At 64.4% G+C, this 19,435-nt stretch carries 18 protein-coding genes; 6 read left to right on the forward strand and 12 right to left on the reverse strand.

Annotation, left to right across the window (positions count from 1 at the left end; translation table 11 throughout):
- Nucleotides 1-137 precede the first annotated feature (137 nt).
- The 4 genes from mutL to IPM20_04380 all read right to left on the reverse strand — a co-directional run bounded on the left by mutL (nucleotide 138) and on the right by IPM20_04380 (nucleotide 5,713).
- The gene (mutL, locus tag IPM20_04365; protein ID MBK9130865.1) at nucleotides 138-1,943 is read right to left on the reverse strand and encodes a DNA mismatch repair endonuclease MutL; all 1,806 of its coding nucleotides are present in this window, start codon (nucleotides 1,941-1,943) and stop codon (nucleotides 138-140) included.
- A gap of 195 nt (nucleotides 1,944-2,138) precedes the next feature.
- Nucleotides 2,139-3,587: an N-acetylmuramoyl-L-alanine amidase gene (locus IPM20_04370; protein ID MBK9130866.1), complete on the reverse strand. Its 1,449-nt coding sequence runs from the start codon at nucleotides 3,585-3,587 to the stop codon at nucleotides 2,139-2,141.
- 174 nt (nucleotides 3,588-3,761) lie between these two features.
- Nucleotides 3,762-4,214 (reverse strand): tRNA (adenosine(37)-N6)-threonylcarbamoyltransferase complex ATPase subunit type 1 TsaE, encoded by a 453-nt coding sequence (gene tsaE, locus IPM20_04375; protein ID MBK9130867.1) that lies wholly within the window; start codon nucleotides 4,212-4,214, stop codon nucleotides 3,762-3,764.
- On the reverse strand, nucleotides 4,214-5,713 hold the full coding sequence (locus IPM20_04380) for an NAD(P)H-hydrate dehydratase (GenBank protein MBK9130868.1): 1,500 nt from the start codon (nucleotides 5,711-5,713) through the stop codon (nucleotides 4,214-4,216). Before IPM20_04380 ends, tsaE begins: the two co-directional genes overlap by 1 nt.
- Before the next feature lie 19 nt (nucleotides 5,714-5,732).
- Between IPM20_04380 and queG the strand changes: the two genes are divergently transcribed.
- The gene (gene queG, locus IPM20_04385; protein MBK9130869.1) at nucleotides 5,733-6,845 is read left to right on the forward strand and encodes a tRNA epoxyqueuosine(34) reductase QueG; all 1,113 of its coding nucleotides are present in this window, start codon (nucleotides 5,733-5,735) and stop codon (nucleotides 6,843-6,845) included.
- Nucleotides 6,846-6,870: 25 nt separating this feature from the next.
- A complete protein-coding gene (locus IPM20_04390; protein MBK9130870.1) occupies nucleotides 6,871-7,473 on the forward strand; it encodes a hypothetical protein in 603 nt (200 codons plus the stop codon).
- A 181-nt stretch (nucleotides 7,474-7,654) separates the two neighbouring features.
- Here the strand turns inward: IPM20_04390 and orn are convergent, their stop codons facing one another.
- On the reverse strand, nucleotides 7,655-8,212 hold the full coding sequence (gene orn, locus IPM20_04395) for an oligoribonuclease (GenBank protein ID MBK9130871.1): 558 nt from the start codon (nucleotides 8,210-8,212) through the stop codon (nucleotides 7,655-7,657).
- An 80-nt stretch (nucleotides 8,213-8,292) separates the two neighbouring features.
- Between orn and IPM20_04400 the strand changes: the two genes are divergently transcribed.
- On the forward strand, nucleotides 8,293-9,567 hold the full coding sequence (locus IPM20_04400; protein ID MBK9130872.1) for a M48 family metallopeptidase: 1,275 nt from the start codon (nucleotides 8,293-8,295) through the stop codon (nucleotides 9,565-9,567).
- Entirely contained in the window at nucleotides 9,564-10,460 is an 897-nt protein-coding gene (rsgA, locus tag IPM20_04405; protein ID MBK9130873.1) for a ribosome small subunit-dependent GTPase A, read from the forward strand. The genes IPM20_04400 and rsgA overlap by 4 nt, the downstream gene beginning before the upstream one ends.
- 44 nt (nucleotides 10,461-10,504) lie before the next feature.
- Here the strand turns inward: rsgA and IPM20_04410 are convergent, their stop codons facing one another.
- On the reverse strand, nucleotides 10,505-10,966 hold the full coding sequence (locus IPM20_04410; GenBank protein ID MBK9130874.1) for a phosphate-starvation-inducible PsiE family protein: 462 nt from the start codon (nucleotides 10,964-10,966) through the stop codon (nucleotides 10,505-10,507).
- A gap of 64 nt (nucleotides 10,967-11,030) precedes the next feature.
- Nucleotides 11,031-11,915 carry a universal stress protein gene (locus IPM20_04415; protein ID MBK9130875.1) on the reverse strand — a complete coding sequence of 295 codons (885 nt, stop codon included), beginning with the start codon at nucleotides 11,913-11,915 and terminating at the stop codon, nucleotides 11,031-11,033.
- A gap of 287 nt (nucleotides 11,916-12,202) precedes the next feature.
- On the opposite strand from IPM20_04415, the gene IPM20_04420 reads away from it, so the two are divergent.
- A complete protein-coding gene (locus tag IPM20_04420; protein ID MBK9130876.1) occupies nucleotides 12,203-14,173 on the forward strand; it encodes a cation:proton antiporter in 1,971 nt (656 codons plus the stop codon).
- Between the two features lie 28 nt (nucleotides 14,174-14,201).
- On the opposite strand, the gene IPM20_04425 is transcribed toward IPM20_04420, so the two are convergent.
- The 5 genes from IPM20_04425 to IPM20_04445 form a co-directional block, all read right to left on the reverse strand.
- Nucleotides 14,202-14,642, reverse strand: a complete 441-nt coding sequence (locus IPM20_04425; GenBank protein ID MBK9130877.1) for an Rrf2 family transcriptional regulator — start codon at nucleotides 14,640-14,642, stop codon at nucleotides 14,202-14,204.
- 108 nt (nucleotides 14,643-14,750) lie between these two features.
- Nucleotides 14,751-15,605, reverse strand: coding sequence for a multicopper oxidase domain-containing protein (locus IPM20_04430; protein MBK9130878.1), 855 nt, complete (start codon nucleotides 15,603-15,605; stop codon nucleotides 14,751-14,753).
- A 160-nt stretch (nucleotides 15,606-15,765) separates the two neighbouring features.
- Nucleotides 15,766-16,137, reverse strand: coding sequence for a cytochrome c (locus IPM20_04435; protein MBK9130879.1), 372 nt, complete (start codon nucleotides 16,135-16,137; stop codon nucleotides 15,766-15,768).
- Nucleotides 16,134-16,793 (reverse strand): c-type cytochrome, encoded by a 660-nt coding sequence (locus tag IPM20_04440; protein MBK9130880.1) that lies wholly within the window; start codon nucleotides 16,791-16,793, stop codon nucleotides 16,134-16,136. The genes IPM20_04435 and IPM20_04440 overlap by 4 nt, the downstream gene beginning before the upstream one ends.
- 19 nt (nucleotides 16,794-16,812) lie before the next feature.
- On the reverse strand, nucleotides 16,813-17,940 hold the full coding sequence (locus tag IPM20_04445; protein ID MBK9130881.1) for a multicopper oxidase domain-containing protein: 1,128 nt from the start codon (nucleotides 17,938-17,940) through the stop codon (nucleotides 16,813-16,815).
- 202 nt (nucleotides 17,941-18,142) lie between these two features.
- Here IPM20_04445 and IPM20_04450 point away from each other — a divergent pair, with 202 nt between their 5' ends.
- Entirely contained in the window at nucleotides 18,143-19,306 is a 1,164-nt protein-coding gene (locus IPM20_04450; GenBank protein ID MBK9130882.1) for an ISL3 family transposase, read from the forward strand.
- The last annotated feature ends 129 nt before the right edge of the window (nucleotides 19,307-19,435 follow it).

Below are 19,435 nucleotides of genomic sequence, written 5' to 3' on the forward strand. Positions count from 1 at the left end.
ACATGACACCCGTAGCCCCAGATGCAGGCGCGGAGCGCCTTAATCCGGGAAAACAAAACATCCCCGGATTCCGCTGCGCTTCATCCGGGCTACATGTTATACAATTTCACGCGCTCCCCGCTCCTGAATCCTGATTTTCATCTCCCGCGCAGGAACAGCTTGTCCAGCGCCTTCATATCGAGCTGGATCCAGGTCGGGCGGCCGTGGTTGCACTGGCCGCTGCGCTCGGTGCGCTCCATGTCGCGCAGCAGGGCCTCCATCTCGGGCAGCGAGAGGCGGCGGTTCGCGCGCACCGCGCCGTGACAGGCCATGGTGGCGAACATATCGTCCAGATGCTCGCGCACGCGCGTGCTGTCGCCGTGGACATTGATGTCGGCGATGATGTCGCGCACCAGCTTCTCCACATCGGCCTCGCACAGCAGGCTCGGGATCGCGCGCACCACCACTGCCTCGGGCGCGATGCGCCGCACCTCGAGGCCGAGCTCCGCGAACAATTCCTGATGATCCCCCACCAGCGCGGCCTCGCGCGCCGCGAGACGGATCGTCAGCGGCACCAGCAGCGGCTGCGTGCGCACGCCGCCCTGATGATGGGTCGCCTTCATGCGCTCGTAGACGATGCGTTCGTGCGCCGCGTGCATGTCGACCAGCACCAGGCCGTCGGCATTCTCGGCCAGGATATAGACCCCGTGGATCTGCGCGAGGGCGCGGCCGAGAAACCCGGCCGACGGCACGCCGGCCGCCTCGGCGTTGGCGACCGGCGCAGCCACGGCCTCCGCCACGGCGGCGTCGAGGACGGCATAAAAGTTCTGCGGCATGGACTCGGCCGCCCGGAACGGAAACGCGGGCTGACGATCGCGCGACGTGAACGGATAGGCCGATACCGCGGACGGCGGACGTGCGGCGCCGCCGGACTCCGGTCCGGACGCAAGTTCTTCTTCCCGTGCCCCCGGCCGGTCCTGCGCCAGCGCCCGGTGCAGCGTGTGAAACAGAAAATCGTAGATCAGGCGGCTCTCGCGGAAGCGCACCTCGTGCTTGGTCGGATGCACGTTGACGTCGACCTCTTCCGGCGGCATGTCCAGAAACAGCACATAGGTCGGATGACGGCCCTGGTAGAGCACGTCGCGATAGGCCTGGCGCACCGCGTGACTCACCAGGCGGTCGCGGATGACGCGGCCGTTGACATAGAAGTACTGCAGGTCCGCCTGGCCGCGCGAATGCGTGGGCAGGCCGATCCAGCCGCGCAGGCGCAATCTGCCCGCCTCGCCCGCGATTGCGAGGCTGTGCTCGATGAATTCGCCCCCGCACAGCTCCGCGACGCGCGCCGCGCCGTCGCCGGCATCGGGCCGCAGCGTGTAGACCGTGCGCTTGTTGTGGGTGAGGCGGAAGGCGACGTCGAAGCGGCTCATCGCGATGCGGCGGAAGACCTCCTCGATATGGCCGAATTCGGTGCGCTCGCTGCGCAGAAACTTGCGGCGCGCGGGGACGTTGAAGAACAGGTCGCGCACCTCGAGCGTGGTGCCCGGCGGATGCGCGGCCGGGGCGGGCGCGGCGAGATTCCCCTGGCTGTCGTTGTCGACGCGCCAGGCGGTCTCCGCCCCGGTCTCGCGCGAGCACAGGCTGAGCCGCGCGACCGAGACGATGCTCGGCAGCGCCTCGCCGCGGAAGCCGAGCGTCGCGATGTGGCTCAAGCCGTCGAGTTCGGACAGTTTGCTGGTGGCGTGCCGGCTCAGCGCAAGCTGGAGGTCGTCCCGGTGGATACCGCCCCCGTCGTCCACGACGCGGATCAGGCGCAGCCCGCCCTGCTCGATATCGATCGTGACCTCGCGGGCGCCGGCGTCGAGGCTGTTCTCCAGCAGCTCCTTCACCACCGAGGCCGGCCGTTCCACCACCTCGCCCGCGGCGATCTGGTTGGCGAGCTGGGTTGAAAGTCGATGAATTCTCATGGAGTCACGGGACAGGCCGGTTGCTTGGGTCAGTCGGGATTATATAGGAAAGAGAATGTCCCGCGATGACCCGCCCCGCCGGACAAAACACAGCCCGGGGGGAGATCATGCGCCCCGATCCGGGGACAGGTCGTCTGTACCCAGCCTGCCTCAGGGTTCAAATAGCGGGAAACGTGGGAAATCGAGGGTCGAGAATCAGCCTTCGCTGTCGCCCGGGATGGTCAGCACCTGACCGACGCGGATGCGGTCGTTCTTCAGGCGGTTGGCGGCGCGCAGGCGCTCGACGCTGACACGGTATTGCGCGGCCAGCTGGGAGAGGGTATCCCCCGGTGAGATGGTGTGGTGGCGGCTGACCGCGGCGATCTGCGTGCCGGCGGGCGGATGCTTGGCGAAATAATCCTTGATCCCGCTGAAGATCGCGCTCGCCATCTGTTCCTGGTAGTCCCCGCTGCGCAGCCGTTTCTCGTCCTGCGGATTGGAGATGAACGCGGTCTCCACCAGGATCGACGGGATGTCGGGCGACTTCAGCACGACGAAGCCTGCCTGCTGGACCTGGCGCTTGTGCAGGGGGGTTACGGGCTGCATGTTGCGCAGGACCGCGTCGCCGGCCTCGAAACTGGCCTGCAGGGTCGCGGTCTGCGAAAGATCGAGCAGCACGGAAGCGAGCAGGTTGTCCTTGTCGTCCAGGCTGACGCCGCCGATCAGGTCGGAGGCGTTCTCCTTCTCCGCCAGCCAGCGCGCCGCCTCGTTGGTGGCGCCGTTCTGGGACAACACGTAGAGCGAGGAGCCGCGCACATTACGGTCGCGGAAGGCATCGGCGTGGATCGAGACGAACAGGTCGGCGCGGCTGTCACGCGCCTTCACCGTGCGTTTGCGCAGGCTGAGGTAGTAATCACCGTCGCGCGTCATCACCGGCTTCATGCCGGGCTCGCGTTCCACCATCGTCTTCAGGCGGCGCGCGATCGCGAGCACGATGTCCTTTTCATAGACGCCGGAATAGCCCCGCGCCCCCGGATCCTCGCCGCCGTGACCGGCATCGATGGCGATCACGATATCGCGCGGCTTCGCCTCCGGGGCAACCGTCTTGACCGCGGGACGTTCAGCGGCCGGGGCGGCTGCGGTCTTCGACGGCGTCGGCGCCACCTGCCCGGACTGCGCCTGCTGCACCAGATGATCGAGCTGCGCCTGCTGGGCCTGCTGCTCCGGGCCGAACAGATCGAACACCAGGCGGTGTCCGTATTCTTCGTTGGGTTTGAGCAGGAAGGCCTTGTATTCGGACTTCTGCTTGAGATCGAGCACGATGCGCAGATCGCTGCCGTTGCGGCGCGCATGCCGGATCGACTTCATGATGGCGTCGGTCGCGACGGGCTGCTCGATCGCCTTGGCGATCGATGCGTTCGAGAAATCGACCACCAGCCGGTCCGGGTTGAACAGCCGCTCGACCTTGTAGTCCACCGGCGCGCTCACGTCGAAGACGACGCGGGTGTTGTCGGGCGCGGGCCATACGCGCACCGCCTCGATCGCGACCTGTCCCGCCCACACAACCGCAGGGGCGCAGACCATGACCAGACTGGCGAGCAACCTCTTCATCGAACGCCTGTTACCACCCTCTCTTGAAGTAGGGGCAATGTTTATACAAAGCATCATCAATTGCAAGCATTTTAAAGGGATATCCGCACATGCTTGCAGATGCCATGATGACCGCCGGGTAAGCGCTTGAAGATCGCTGTCACTTTCCCGGAAACCTCAGCAATCTTAGCGGCGGAATTACGTCATCCCCTTAAGACGACGGAGGCCAGCCCCCTGGATTGCACGCGCTTACTGCCCCAGCCGGTTCAACAGACGGCGCCCCGCCTCGGTAACGGACTCACAACGTATGTCCCGGCCGCCGTCCCGGAACACGATCTCCACACCGAGGTCAGGCGCGGGCAGCAGCCCCGCCCCGCGCTCCGCCCATTCGATCAAGCAAACCGCGTGCCCGTCGAGGAAGTCGCGCAGGCCGATGAATTCCAGCTCCTCCGGATCTAAAAGCCGATACAGATCAAAATGATGAATGACCTGTTCGCCGAAGGTATAGCTCTCGACGAGGGTGTAGGTCGGGCTCTTGACCGCGCCGGCCCAGCCCAGCGAGCGCAACAGACCGCGCACCAGCGTGGTCTTGCCCGCCCCGAGCGGCCCGCTCAGATGAATGACCAGACCGGGCGTGAGGCCGCGCGCCAGCCGGGCGCCGAAGGCCTCCATCTCCTGCTCGGAGGCGGCCTGGAACTCCATCAGGCGCCCGGGCGCGGGTTCATCAGCCGGTGGATCGGGCCCAGCAGATCGCTGGCGAGCAACCCGCGTTCGCCGCCCTCTTCCCCGGCGGCCAGATCGCCCGCCGCGGCGTGCACCGCCGTCGCGAAACGCGCCGCCTCGGCGCTGCCCATGCCCTGGGCGATCAGGCCTGCGACGACACCGGTCAGCAGATCGCCCATGCCGCCGCCGGCCATGCCGGGATTGCCACCGTGGCACAGCCCGATCGCGCCGTCCGGCCCGCACACCAGGGTGCCGGCGCCCTTCAGGATCACGGCGCCGCCGTAACGCGCCTGCAGGCGCGCGACTGCATGGAAGCGATCGTCCTGCACCTGGGTCGCTGTGCCCCCGAGCAGACGCGCGGCCTCGCCGGGGTGAGGCGTCAGGACCCAGTCGTCGCGCCGCACCGGATCCTGGGCCAGCAGATTCAGCGCATCGGCGTCGACCACCAGCGGCCTGGACTGCTCCAGCACCCGGCCGAGCAGTCCCCGCGCCCAGGGCGAACGGCCCATGCCCGGCCCGACGGCGATCACCGTGGCGCGTTCGATCAACGGCTGCAGCGCGGCGGCGTCCTCCACGCCGTGACACATCAACTCCGGCTGCGCCAAGCTCAGCAGCGCCGCGTGGACGGAGCGGGTTGCGATGCTCACCAGACCGGCGCCGGTGCGCAGGGCGGCCTTGCCGGCCAGCAGCGCCGCGCCGTTCATGCCGTGATCGCCGCCGATGATCAGGACATGGCCATGCTGCCCCTTGTGTGCGCCGCGCCCGCGCGGCTTCAGGCGATGGGCCAGGGTCTGGTAGGAAAAGCGGCTGGAAGCCGCCTCGACTCGCGCGAACACCTGGGTCGGCACCCCGAGACTGCTGTAATGGACGCGTCCACAGCAGTCGGGACCGTCCGCGGTGAACAGACCCTGCTTGAGTCCGATGAAGCTGACGGTGAGATCCGCGCGCACCGCCACGCCGCGCATGCGGCCGGTATCCGCGTCCAGGCCGGAGGGGATGTCGAGCGCGAGCACCGGCGCGCCGCACGCGTTCATCGCCTCGATCGCAGCGCGCGGCAGACCCTCAAGCGCGCGGTCGAGCCCGGTGCCGAGCAGCGCATCCACGACGACCTCGTGACCCGACACGGCGCCACCGGCATAGGCCACCGCCTCGATGCCGGCCGCGCGCAGGCCATCCGCGGCCTCACGCGCCGCACCGCGCAGCCGGTTCGCATCACCCACCGCATAGACGGCCACGCCCAGTCCGGCCTGATGGGCGAGACGCGCGAGCACATAGCCGTCACCACCGTTGTTGCCCGGCCCGCAGACCACGCCGATGCGCTGCGCCTGTGGCCATTGCGCACGCAGCAGGCGGAACGCCGCCGCGCCGGCGCGTTCCATCAGCGTCTGTGACGGGATGCCATGCTGCTCGATCGCAAGGCGGTCGAGTTCCCGCACCTGGGCGGCGCGGTAGAGCTGCAGGGGCAATCGTTCTTGCATACGCGCTATGATAGCGGTTATGCCCGGCAGCGCACAGAACCGAGACCCCGAATCCGGCGCGGCCTTCTTCGCCGATCTCGCCCAGCGCATCAAGACCTGGGCACGCGAGTTCGGCTTCGCTGAGGCCGGCATCACCGACACCGTGCTGGATGAGCATGAAGCCCATCTGCTCAACTGGCTCGACCAGGGCCGCCATGGCGAAATGGACTATATGGCGCGCCATGGCACCCGTCGCAGCCGCCCATCCGACCTGATGCCCGGCACGCTGCGCGTGATCTCCGTGCGCATGGATTATCTGCCGCCGGGCGGCGCCGATCCCTGGACCGTGCTGGAGGATCCCCGGCTCGGCTATGTCTCGCGTTACGCCCTCGGGCGCGACTACCATAAGGTACTGCGCGCCCGGCTACAGGCGCTGGCGGAGCGCATCGCCGCCGTCAGCGGTCCGTTCGGGTATCGCGCCTTCGTCGACAGCGCGCCGGTGCTGGAGAAGGCGCTGGCGGAGCGCGCCGGGCTGGGCTGGATCGGCAAGCACACCAATCTGATCAACGCCCGCAGCGGATCCTGGTTCTTTCTCGGCGAACTCTATACCGACCTGCCGCTGCCGCCCGACGCGCCGGGTGCGAACCACTGCGGCAGCTGCCGCGCCTGCATCGACGTCTGCCCGACGCAGGCCATCATCGCGCCCTACGAACTCGACGCGCGCCGCTGTATCTCCTATCTCACCATCGAACTGCGCGGCCCGATCCCGGTCGAACTGCGCCCTCTGATCGGCAACCGCGTCTTCGGCTGCGACGACTGCCAGCTGGTGTGTCCATGGAATCGCTTCGCCGTTCCGACCAGCGAGGCGGACTTCAGGCCGCGCCACGGCCTCGACTCCACCGGCCTGTGCAGCCTGTTTGCATGGAACGAGGCGGAGTTCATACAATACACCACAGGCTCCGCCATCCGGCGCGTCGGCTACGACGGCTGGCGACGCAATATCGCGGTTGCGCTGGGCAATGCGTTGCGCACCGCGAAGGAACCGGACAAAACAGCCATAATAGAAAGCCTGTCAGCGCGCGGCGATGATCCCTCGCAACTCGTGCGGGAACACGTCCGCTGGGCGCTGGAGCAGCAGGCCGTGCCGGCCTAGCCGGCAACCGGGAGGGAGATCGAACATGAGACACGGCAAACCGCGGCAACGGTCCGCGGGATGGATTCGTAGTTTCGCCCTCCTGGCGATCTGCGCCACGATCGCGTTGGCGTCGCACACGGCGCCCTGGTCCGAGGCCTTCGCGCTCGACCTGAAGGCGCCGCCGCTCTCGCCCCTCGCCGAGGACGGCATCCACGACCCGACCGGTGAGGCCATCAACATCCTGCAGGACCCGGCTCAGTCGATGAAGGACTTCCCCAAGGACAAGCGTGGCGAGGTCAATTGGGTCAAGGCGCTGGATCAGGGCATCATCAATCCGCGCAAGAGCCGCACCGACGATCCCTGGGAAAACGCCCTGATGCAGCCCATGGACATGAACATCCTGATGACCGCCACCGCCGACATGCCGTACGTGCTGTTCCCCCACCGCCAGCACACCGAGTGGCTCGCCTGCAGCAACTGCCATACGGAGATCTTCATCCCGCAAAAGGACGCCAACCCGATCACCATGACCAAGATCCTCAACGGCCAGTACTGCGGCCGCTGCCACGACAAGGTCTCATTCTCGCTCTGGACCTGCGAACGCTGCCACAGCGTGCCGCACGGGTCGGTGGGGAAGTGGTGGTGAATTCTGAAAGGACAGGACTCAGGACTAAGTGAAAACACGGGCGGGGCGTTATGCCCTCGTTGGGTGGACGAATTGCATCGTAGCCCCGATGAAGGCGCCGAGCGCCGGAATCCGGGAATGTAGACTTTCCCGGATTGCGCTGCGCTCCATCCGGGCTACATGTATCACCCAGCCCTGAGCCCTAAGTCCTCAGGCCTGTCTTTATAAAGTGTTCCCGGTAATAACGCAGCTCATTGATCGAGTCGCGCACGTCGTCCAGGGCCTGATGGGTGCTGTCCTTGGTGAAACCGTTGTAGACCTCGGGGGACCAGCGGCGCGCCAGCTCCTTCAGCGTGCTGACATCGAGATTGCGGTAATGGAAATAGCGTTCGAGCTCGGGCATGCCGCGCGCCAGGAAGCGGCGGTCCTGGCAGATGCTGTTGCCGCACATCGGCGACCTGCCGGCCGGGACATACTGGCGCAGAAACTCCACGGTAAGCCGTTCCGCCTCGCGCTCCCCGATCGTGCTGCTGCGGACGCGGCCGATCAGGCCGGACTGTCCGTGATGGCGCGTGTTCCAGTCGTCCATACCGTCCAGCACCGAATCCGGCTGATGGATCGCGATCACCGGGCCTTCGGCCAGGATATTCAGCGCGCTGTCCGTCACGATGGTGGCGATCTCGATGATATAATCGCTGGCGGGGTTCAAACCCGTCATTTCGAGGTCGATCCAGATCAGATGATTTGCATCCTGTGTCATGGCTGTGCTTCCCGTATCGCGTTATGTTCGCCTGATGCGCCTGGTCTAACGGCCGGGATCCCGTGCCACACCGCCCGCCGATGAACGGCTACACCATCGCCTTTCTCATCGCCCTCGCGCTCGCCGTCGCCGTGGAGTGGTGGCTCGACGGCCGCCAGCTGCGCAGCGTGCGCGCCCATCGCGATCGCGTGCCCGATCCCTTCGCGGCACGGATCAGTCTGGCGAACCACCGGAAGGCGGCGGACTATACCGCCGCCCGGATCGACGCGAACCGCGTCGCGCTGGTATACAACACCCTCCTGCTCCTGGGCTGGACCCTGGGTGGCGGACTGACGTTCATCGATCTCGCCTGGCGCGGACCGGCCATCCCGCCGCTGGCGGCCGGGGTCGGCGTCATCGCGAGTGCGCTGCTGATCAACGCGCTGCTCCAGTTGCCCTTCGCAATCTACCATACTTTCGCCATCGAACAACGCTTCAGCTTCAATCGCATGACTCCCGCGTTGTTCGCGGCCGATCTGATGAAGGGACTTCTGCTCGCCGCGAGCATCGGCGTCCCGCTGATCTGCGCCGCGCTGTGGCTGATGGCGCCCACGACCCCGGGCGACCGGACCGACCCGCTCTGGTGGCTCTACGTCTGGGCCGGCTGGCTCGCCTTCACGCTGCTGATGAGCTGGCTCTACCCGCTGGTGATCGCCCCGCTGTTCAATCGATTCACCCCGCTGCCGAACGCCGACCTCGAACGACGCATCAGCGCACTGCTGGAGCGCACCGGATTCACCAGTCGCGGCGTCTTCGTGATGGACGGCTCACGCCGCTCAGCGCACGGCAACGCCTATTTCACGGGTTTCGGCCGCGGCAAGCGCATCGTATTCTTCGATACCCTGATGGAACTGCTCCGGCCGGAAGAGATCGAGGCGGTGCTGGCGCACGAACTCGGGCACTTCAAGCGCCGCCACATCGCCAGGCGCGTCGCCGTGGCGGCGCTCGGTGGACTGGCCGCCGTCCTGATCCTCGACTGGCTGCTGCGCCAGCCGGGCTTCTACGCCGGCCTTGGGCTGGATCAGGCCTCGAATCACGGCGCCCTGCTGCTGTTCCTGTTCGTCGCGCCGGTATTCGGGACTTTTCTCGGCCCGCTGACGGCCATGCTCTCGCGCCGCCACGAGTACGAGGCCGATGTATTCGCGGCGCACGAGACGAACGCGGCCGATCTGATCAGCGCGCTGGTCAAGCTTTACGAGGACAATGCCGCGACACTCACACCGGACGCCTGTTACTCCGCCTTTCATTACAGTCATCCCCCGGCAAACGCGCGCATCGCCCGGCTCGCCGCGCTCGCGGACGACAAACCCGCATGACGGCGCAGTCGGGCCTGGTCATCGCGAACTTCGGCCAGACCCTGCTGGTCGAGGCCGGCGATGGCACCAGCCGGCCCTGCGTGGCGCGGAAATCCATCGGTCAGGCGGTCTGCGGCGACCGCGTGCTGTGGCAGGCGGGACGCGGCGGTGCGCATGGCGCCGTGATCGCCATTGAAACCCGCCATTCGCTATTGGCGCGCACCGACGCGCGCGGGAAATCCCGGCCGCTGTGCGCCAACATCGACCAGTTGATTATGGTCACCTCCCCCGTCATCAATCACTCCCTCATCGATCACTACCTGGTGACGGCCGAACTGCTCGGTCTCGGCATGGTGCTCGTCGTGAACAAGATGGACCTCGCCGATGAGACGCGGACAATGAAGCTGAGGGACGAGATGGCCGGCTATCGCGCCATGGGCTACGAACTTCGCCTGGTCAGCGCGAGAACGCAACGCGGCCTGCCTGAACTCGACGCGTTGCTGAAAGACAGGACCAGCGTGTTCGTCGGCGAATCCGGGGTCGGAAAATCCTCGCTGCTGCAGGCCCTGCTGCCCGACCACGAGATCCGTGTCGGCGCCCTCTCCGAGGCCAGCGGCAAGGGTCGTCACACCACGACCAGCACCCTGCTGTTCCATCTCCCGCACGGCGGCGACATCATAGATTCTCCCGGCGTACGCGAATTCCGCCTCTGGAACATCCGCGCCGCGGAACTGGCGCAGGGCTTCCGTGAATTCAGGTCGTTTCTCGATGACTGCCGGTTTCGCGACTGTGTCCACGATGGAGAACCGGACTGCGCGGTGAATCACGCCTGCGAACAGGGAAAGATCAGCCGCCAGCGCCTGGAGAGTTATCGCGCCATCCTGCACGGGCTTCCGGCGGAAAAATATGACTAGAGCGACCCGGGGACAGATTTTCAAATCTGTCCCCGGCCTGCAACTCAATCAGTCGCGGCGGATCTCCCGGGTAGCCTCGGTCTGCGCTCAACGCCATCCTCCGGGCTGCCGTATTTCTTTTCCGCATAGGCAATGATGAACAGCGCCGCGCTCAGCAGCAGGATCGCGCCGGTGACCGCCAGATAGAGGTAGAGCCCGAACTCCGTCAGCTCCTTGTGCACGTCGATCACCAGGTGCCGGGCCAGCGCAGTGATGGCGATGAAGATCAGGAACTGCACGGGGAGCTTGTTACTCTTGAAATAGCAGCCGATCATCGCGCCGAATTCCAGATAGATGAACAGCAGCAGGATGTCCTTCAGGTCGGCATAGCCCTTGGCGGCGATGTCGATGTATTCATGCACCGCCGACCACACCACCGTGGCGCCGATGGCGAACAGCGCGAGATAGTGGAATCCATCCACGAAGTACGCGCCTATCTTTGCCAGTTTTTCCTCTTTCCCGCCCATACTCCCCCTCTCACACGATTATCGAACCGACGAGTCACCTGCCGCGACCATCGCGCCGCGGGGTTCATATTGATATCAGCACATCCCCCTGGCAATCCATCAGCACGCGCTTGGTCACGCTGCCCAGGAGAAACTCCTCCAGCAGGCCTTCGCCGCGCCGCCCCATCACGATCAGGTCGCAGTCCTGCTCCTGTTCCTGTTCGACGATATGCCGCCAGGGATCGCCATGCAGCACGAGCCGGCGCGCCGCGTGCGGATCCATGCCCGCGCCGGCGAGCAGCTCGCCCATTTTCTGCAAGGCCTCTTCCCGTGCGGCGACGCGGTAAACCTCGACAGTGTCTTCCGTCACACCGGCCAGGCGCAATTTTCCCTCGAAGGGAACGTCAAAGGCATGCAGCAGGATCAGCTCCGCCTCCGGGGCCAGGGCACGCGCCAGCCTGAGCGCGGGCAGGGACGCGGGCGAGAAATCCACCGGTACCAGCAGCCTGCGATAAATCTCGCGCGGTGGCTGTTTAACCACCAGTAGCGGACGCGCGGCGCGGCTCACCATCTTTTCCGCAGTCGAACCGAGCAGCAGGCGCTGGACGAAACTCGCCCCGCGGGCACCCAGCACGATCAGATCCGCCCCCAGGGCATCCGCCTCTTCGTTCAGACAGCGCAGGATCGCCCCCGGCATGACGTGGGTACCCGCGGCCACTCCATATTTGTTCAGCAGGCCTTCCGCCAAGTGCCGCAGGTCTTCCCGCGCGGCGTCGAACAGGCGTTGTCCGGCCTCCGCAGGAATCTCGCGCACGAGCCGGCGCAGCTTGTCCAGGGGAGCCGCGGGAATGACATGCATGAGGTCGAGCATTCCCTGCGCGGTACCAGCAAGCAGCGCCGCCCGTTCCGCCGCATGGCGCGCGGGCGCCGACAGATCGGTGGCGGCCAGTATACGTTTGATGCGCGTCATCGCATAATCCCCATGTCAAAGGTTCCGCCGCGCATCGCGCGGGATCCCGGCTAGACACCCGAACCGGGTAATCGATAGAATTCTTAAGCATTTTCATCGGCACCGCAAGACAAGGCCTATGGGTCTGCCGTGAGGGGAAGCACCGCGCATCCTCCCCCGGGACTCTACCATGGGCCGCGGCGCCGCCTGCTGTCACGAACCGGAATGGACGCCATGGCTTCGAAGGGATTGCTCAAAGGTCATGCGACCGCCCGCACCGATTCACCCCTGCGCGCCGCCACACGCCCATGACCGATATTCCGTTCACCCAGGTGCTGCTGCTGCTCGGAACCGCGGTCGTCGTCGTGATCGCCTTCCAGCGATTGCGGATCCCGTCCAGTCTTGGCTATCTTCTGGTCGGACTCCTGCTCGGTCCGTATACCGCCGGCCCGGTCATCGAGAGCGGGCAGATCCGGGTGCTGGCCGAATTCGGCGTCGTCTTCCTGCTGTTCACCATCGGTCTCAACTTTTCGCTGCCGCAGATCCATGCCCTGCGCCATCTCGTACTGGGCCTGGGTACCAGTCAGGTGCTGCTGACCACGCTGGTGGTCAGCGTCGCCGGCTGGCTCGCCGGACTGCCACCGGCGGCGGCCTTCGTGGTCGGCGCCGTCTTCGCGCAGTCCTCCACCACCATCATCAGCAAACAGCTCGCCGAACAGGGCGAGGAGCACAGCCGGCACGGGCGACTGAGCACGGCCATGTCGGTATTCCAGGATGTCACCGCCGTCCCTTTCGTGGTCGTCATCCCCGTGCTCGGCGTGGCGGGCGGCGCCACGGCTCTGGGCGGCGCCCTCGGCTGGGCGCTCGCCAAGGCGGTACTGGCCTTCGCGCTGGTGTTCGTGATCGGGCGGCGTTTCCTGCGACCGCTGTTCCACGCCGTCGCGGCGCGGCGCTCGGCCGAACTGTTCACACTCACCGTGCTGTTCGTCTCGCTCGCGGCGGCCTGGACCACCCATCGCCTCGGCCTGTCGATGGCGTTCGGCGCCTTTCTCGCCGGCATGATCCTTGGCGAAACCGAATTCCGCCATCAGGTGGAATCCACCGTCCGACCCTTCCGCGACATGCTGCTCGGGCTGTTCTTCGTCGGCATCGGCATGCTGTTCGATCCCCGCGCGGTCCTACACATCTGGTACTGGGCGCTGGCGGGCGCGGCGACCCTGCTGCTGGTCAAGATCGTGCTGGTGGCCTGGATCGTGCGCCGCGCTGGCATCGACAGCTTCACTGCCTGGCGCACCGGCCTGCTGCTCGCGGTGGGCGGGGAATTCGGCTTCGCCCTGCTCGCCATCGCACTGGATGCCGGCGTGATCGCGGAGAATGCCGGACAGATCGCGCTGACGTCCGTGCTGTTCTCCATGATCGCGGCGCCCTTCCTGATTCGCTACAACCATGCGCTGGCGGCCCGCCTGCTGCGCCGCCCGGCGGGGCCGGACAACGAGGCGCCGCGGATCGATATCGAGATGGTCGCGCAACTGCGCGACCATGTGATCATCTGCGGTTACGGACGGGTTGGCCAGAGCGTGGCTCATTTCCTGGAGGAGGAAAAGATCCCCCATGTGGCGCTGGACCTTGATCCCGCGCGGGTGAAGGAGGCTCACCTCGCGGGCGAACACGTCTATTATGGCGATGCCGCCGAACGCGACATCCTCGACGCGCTGGGCATCGACCGGGCGCGGCTGGTGGTCGTCAGCCACGCCGACACCGCAGCGGCGCACAAAGTGCTGCACCACATCCGCGAGCTGCGGCCGGACCTGCCGGTGATGGTGCGCACGCGCGATGAAACCCACGTCGAGGAGTTGAAACAGGCCGGCGCCTCGGAAGTCGTGCCGGAAACCCTGGAGGCCGGCCTGATGATCGCCTCGCATGCCCTGCTGCTACTCAACATACCGCTCACGCGCGTGGTACGCCGCATGCAGCAGCAACGCGCGACCCGTTACCGCCTGCTACGCGAACTGTACCGGGGTGACGGGAGTCTCGCCGGGGATACGGAGAACCCGGACGCGGACCGCCTGCGGCCCGTGCTGCTCCCGGCGGACAGCCCGGCGATCGGTCGCACGCTGTCCGAACTCGGGCTCCAAGGTGTAGTGATCACGGCACTGGTCAGGCGCGGCGAGCGGCACCTGTCCCCACCCGGCGACACCCGGCTGGAATCAGACGATGCCATCGTGCTGTTCGGCAGTCCGGAGGACCTCCGGCAGGCGGAGTCCAGACTGCTCGGCTGAGCACCACGACGAGGGAACCGACCCGCAGTCAGCGTTTGACCACCCGCAACACGGCGGACAGCTTTTGCTCGTTCTTCAATACGTCCGCCAGGGTATAGCCGTCCAGCACGCCCAGAAAGGCATTGGCGGCATCGCTCAGAACGCCTTTCAGCCGGCAAACCGTCGTGATCGGACAATTGCGCTGCTTGCCGTCGAAGCACTCGACGATATCGAAATTCGCCTCGGTATTCCGCACCACATCACCGATGTTGATCAATCCGGGCGGGCGCGCGAGGCTCAGGCCGCCACCCTTGCCGCGAATCGAATGTACGAAACCGAGGCTGGACAGGTTATGCACCACCTTGACCAGGTGATTGCGCGAGATCCCGTAACTTTCCGCGATTTCGGAGACGGTCGACAGACGGTCGCGCTGAAGCCCCAGATAGATGAGGACGCGAAGGGAATAATCGGTGTACATCGTGAGCTGCATACCGGCACGTTACCTCGAACCCGCCAGTGCCTGCAACTCCTGGTGATATCAAAAAAAGTCCCCCGGCGAAAGCCGGGGGTAAGCGTGGAAGAAACCAGGCCCGCCGTATCAGCGAATGAGGATATTGTCGCCCTTGCCAGCCGCAGGGTCGGCGTCGGGCTTGTTCATCAGGACCGTGATGGCGCCGCTCATCGCCGCCTTCATGGAATGATCCACGATGGCATTGTTCGTCGGCCGGTCCTTGGGCGATACGATGTCCAGCGTTACCGCCTCAGACACGCCCAGATTGTATGTCGCCATGCCATAAATCACGTTCCTGGGATTCCCGTTCAGATACACCCGGTCCCAGATCCCCGCAATCGGGTGGATGGCGGCGGGCCGGTTGATGTTGGCGTTGACGTAATAGATACGCACCCGCTCACCCGGTTTTGCCTCCAGCACCTGACTGGCATTCTGATCGTGCACGGGGTCATAGTGGAACATCTTGCCGTTGATCAGCGAGCCGGTGTAGCCCTGATCCTCCATGATGGCATGGTGATTTTCAGCGTCGGCGAAATACTGTCCCTGCACCAGCACATATTCACGGTCCGGCTTGGGGAATTTATCGCTGTAGCCTTCCTTCGGATCGACGATGATGATCCCGTACATGCCGCGGGCGATATGCTGGTGCATCGGATCCGCGCCACAGTGATACATCCATACGCCCGGATATTTCGCGTCGAAGGTGAATTTCTTGGTCTCGCCCGGCTTGATCGGCGCGAACTCATTGAGCACATCCACCTGCGCCGCATGGAAGTCCATCGAATGGCTGTTCTTGTTGGTATTCTCGTTGACGAGCTCGAACTCGACGGTGTCGCCCTCCTTCACGCGCACGACCGGCCCCGGAATCCTCCCCTCGAAGGTCCAGGCCGGGTATTTGGTGCCCTTGTTATCGATGTCCAGCATGACTTCCTTGGCATGCATCTTTACCTTCACGGTCTCGGCGCTGGCGATCTGGACGCAGGCACCGAATGCGCAGCCAATAGATAACGCCAATACTGTCTTTTTATAGTTCACGTCACTCTCCTCCGTTGTCTTAAGTTGTCATCCCCACTGCCACTTGTTGCAAAATCCGGCACATCCACTATTTTCCATAACTGCACCGGCATAGCTCCCGCAGATAGGCCACAAGGTCATGAATCTCCTCGTCGCTGAAGACATCCCCCCACGGCGGCATCAATACGGACTTGTTAATGGCGACGCCGCCGTCGCGGATCACCTTGTAGATGTCATCATCCGAACGGGCGGACATCTCCTTCGCATCGGTGTGGTCGCGCGGTTGCACGGACATGTCCCGCACGTTGATGCCCTTGCCGTTGCCATGCACGCCATGGCATTGCGTACAGTAGGTACGGTAATTGTCCGCGGCCTTCTCCGCCGCGGGCACCGCTATCGACCAGGCCAGCAACAGGCCCGCCACGCAGAGCTCGGCCACGATCACCTTCACGATCTTCATTGCACGCCCTCCTCGCTCAGCAGGCGGAAGTAATCGATGAATTTTCGCGCATCGGTGTCATTGATATGCTTGTCAGGCATGAATACCTTGGGATCCCACGCGTGCGGGTCGCGCAGGTAGCTTGCCAGCCAGTCCTCCTGCAGGCGCTGCCCGGCGGTATAGACCTCGGGGCCGGAGAGTCCGCCGTAACCCGGCTCGATCTCGTGACAGGCCAGACACCCCTTGAACTTGTCGAACAGCATTTCGCCGGAGCTGCGCGAGATGGTGCCGGGCGTATAGGCTCCGGTCGTGACCAGCTCCGTATTTCCCTTACGCTCCATCAGGGCCGCGGTGACGGCCTTGGCCTCGGACGCGGGCAGGACGGGATGCGCGACGAGAGTGGAGTCGTCGATCTCATCGCCGCCTTCGGCGCCGGATTTCACATGGTCGGCATAGAACATGCCGGCGGGGCGGATGCGTGTCGGGTTCTGCAGCCATGCCTCCATCCAGGCCGCCTTGTACTTCAGGCCGGCGTAGAACAGATCCGGGCCCTTGCGATTCCACAGCTCCTGCAGTGTGCCGGGTGCCGGCCCCGCCAGGTTGTGACAGGAGGCGCACTGTCCGTTCAGGATGGCCGCGCCGTCCTCGGCGCCGGCGATATTCGCGCCCGCCAGCATGATGGCGGCAGCCAAATATTTAATGCGTACCATGCTGCTCCCTCCTCCGTTCGCGCCGGCCTTCTGTCTGCAGCTCAACCCCGGCAAAATGCTCGTTGTTGTGCATGCCATACGGCTTTTTCATCGACTCGCTGTAGTAGAAATCGGGATCGTCATTGGGCAGCTGGCTGTGCGGATCATCCGCAACGACCGGCGACAGGCCTTCATAGGCGATGACCGTCATGGGACCGCCGCCGTGCTTGCCGTTGTTGGTGACGTGCGGGTCGATATGGTCGTGCACCATCCAGATACCGGGATTGTTCATCTCGATGATGGCGTCGTAGCGCTCGCCCGGACCGATCAGAATGGTGTCGACGTGATACGGCGCCGGTAGCGGCAGGCCATCCTTGTGGGTGATGAGCATGTCGTGACCATGGGTGTGGATGGCATGGAGCTCCGCGCCGGCGCCGAACATGCGTAGCCGCACCACGTCGCCTTTCCTGACATTAATGGGCTGCGTCAGCGGAAAGGAGCGACCGTTGATGGAAAAGTAATTGGCGTGGTCACGCGGGCCGCCGCCCGAGCCGAGCTTCTCCGCATAGTCGGAATCCCACGAACTCAGCATCATGATCACGTCCTTGGTGACCTTCTTCTCCAGCTTGGTGGGCTTGATCGGATCGACGATAAGCGGACCCCACATGCCGCGGATACCGACGTGCTCGCTCACGTTGACATGGCAGTGATACCAGGTACTTCCGGTCTTCTCCGCCTTGAATCTGTAAGTGAATGTTTCACCCGGCTCGATCGCCTTCTGCGTCACGCCGGGCACCCCATCCATCTTCCAGTTGCTGCTGTCGCCGGAATCGGTGAGGTTGTGGCGTTGATACTGGCCATGCCAGTGGATGGTATGTGGGAGGGTGGTGTTGTTGGCGACGTGCACGGTGACGTCGTCGCCCTCCTTCACGTGGATCAGCGGCCCCGGAACCTGACCGTTGAACGCGAACACCTGATACTCCAGGTCCGGCGCCACCTGGATCTTCCTTTCTTCGATGGTGAAATCGAACTCCCGGTTCTCCGCGTTCACCTGAAACGCGGATACCACGAGCATGGCTGTGAATATGAATCCGGAGGGGGACAGCAGTGGGTGTCGTTTGGAAGTCAGCGCCATGATTTTTGGGTCAACGCGGATTCGTGTGAACGATTTTACGTAGTATTGTCCAGGTTCGTAGCTGTAGGATAGCGTTTTTCATGTATCTATACTCCTTGCTGAATGGGAACGCCGATGAAGCGTGCACGGACGTTTTGTGAGTTGTATTCGTTTCCCGGGTTCAGGGCAGCGGCGCAACTCAAGGGTGTCTTCGGCGATCCGGATGTGCGCGTGGTGCGATTGCGGCGTAAAAAAGACCGGTACCTGTTCGTGCTGTAATCGGCAGCGCTGTCCGGTCTATGACCGGCGCCTGTCGCGGACGCGGGATCTTTCGGCTGGCGGCTTTCGCATCGTGCTGGAGTTCGAGCGGGTCCGCGTAAGCTGTCCGGACTGCGGGGTGCGCATGGAGTACCTGGACTGGCTGGCCCGTAATCCGCGTTACACGGCCCGCTATGCGCTGCAGGTGGGGGCATTGTGTCGCAAGATGACCGTCAAGGATGTGGCTCAGTCCGAGCGACTGCATCACGCCACGGTCAAAGACCTGGACAAGCTGTACATGGCCGAACAACTGCGCCGGCATCCGATGCCGGCCACCACGGCGATCGGTGTGGATGAAATCGCGATCCGCAAGGGGCACGAGTACCGAGTGGTGGTCAGCGACCTCGTTGGCCAGCGGCCGATCTGGTTCGGGGGTACAGGTCGCAAACAGGTGGACCTTGAGCAGTTTTTCGCGGCCTACGGAGAACGGCGCTGCAAGGGGATTCGGGTGGCGGTGATGGACATGTGGAAACCGTTTCGTGAAGCGACGCACACGTATGCGCCGCACGCCGAGATCGTGTTTGACAAGTTCCACATCCTGCGCCATCTGAACGATGCCCTGGATGCGGTGCGCCGCAGCGAATATGCACGGGTGCAGGGTGACCAGCGCCGCTTCATCAAGGGCAACCGCTATACCTTGCTGTCGCATCGAGACAACCTGTCGCTGGAAGGTCGCAGAGCGCTCAAGACACTGCTCGCGGCCAACAAGCGGCTCAACACCGCCTACCTGCTCAAGGAGTCCTTCGGCCAGCTCTGGGACTACGAACGCGAAGGCTGGGCACGACGCTTCTTCGAGAACTGGAAGAGCAGCCTGCGCTGGCAGCGGCTGGAGCCCTTCGAGAAATTCGCGGCCATGATCGAACGTCATTGGGATGGCATCGTCTCTTATTGCAAACCCGAGAACAAAGTCTCGCTTGGCTGCGTCGAGGGATTGAATAACGCCATCCGTGTCATCCAACGCAAGGCGTACGGCTTTCGCGACGAGGAATACCTAGCCATGAAAATCATCACTCATTTCTTACCCGCGCTCCCAAATCATGCGATAATCATTCACACGAATCCGCGTTGAGCCTGATTTTTTTCTCCTTCTCGCCTGTTACGCTCCATCCCGGTGGTGCGGATTTATAATGTGTATTTAGGATGCATGTTTAAACCGATTGCATCGCTGTGTCAAGACATATTTTCCTGATATATCCTG

It is taken from the genome of Gammaproteobacteria bacterium (assembly GCA_016716465.1).
Classification (GTDB): Bacteria; Pseudomonadota; Gammaproteobacteria; order SZUA-140; family SZUA-140; genus JADJWH01.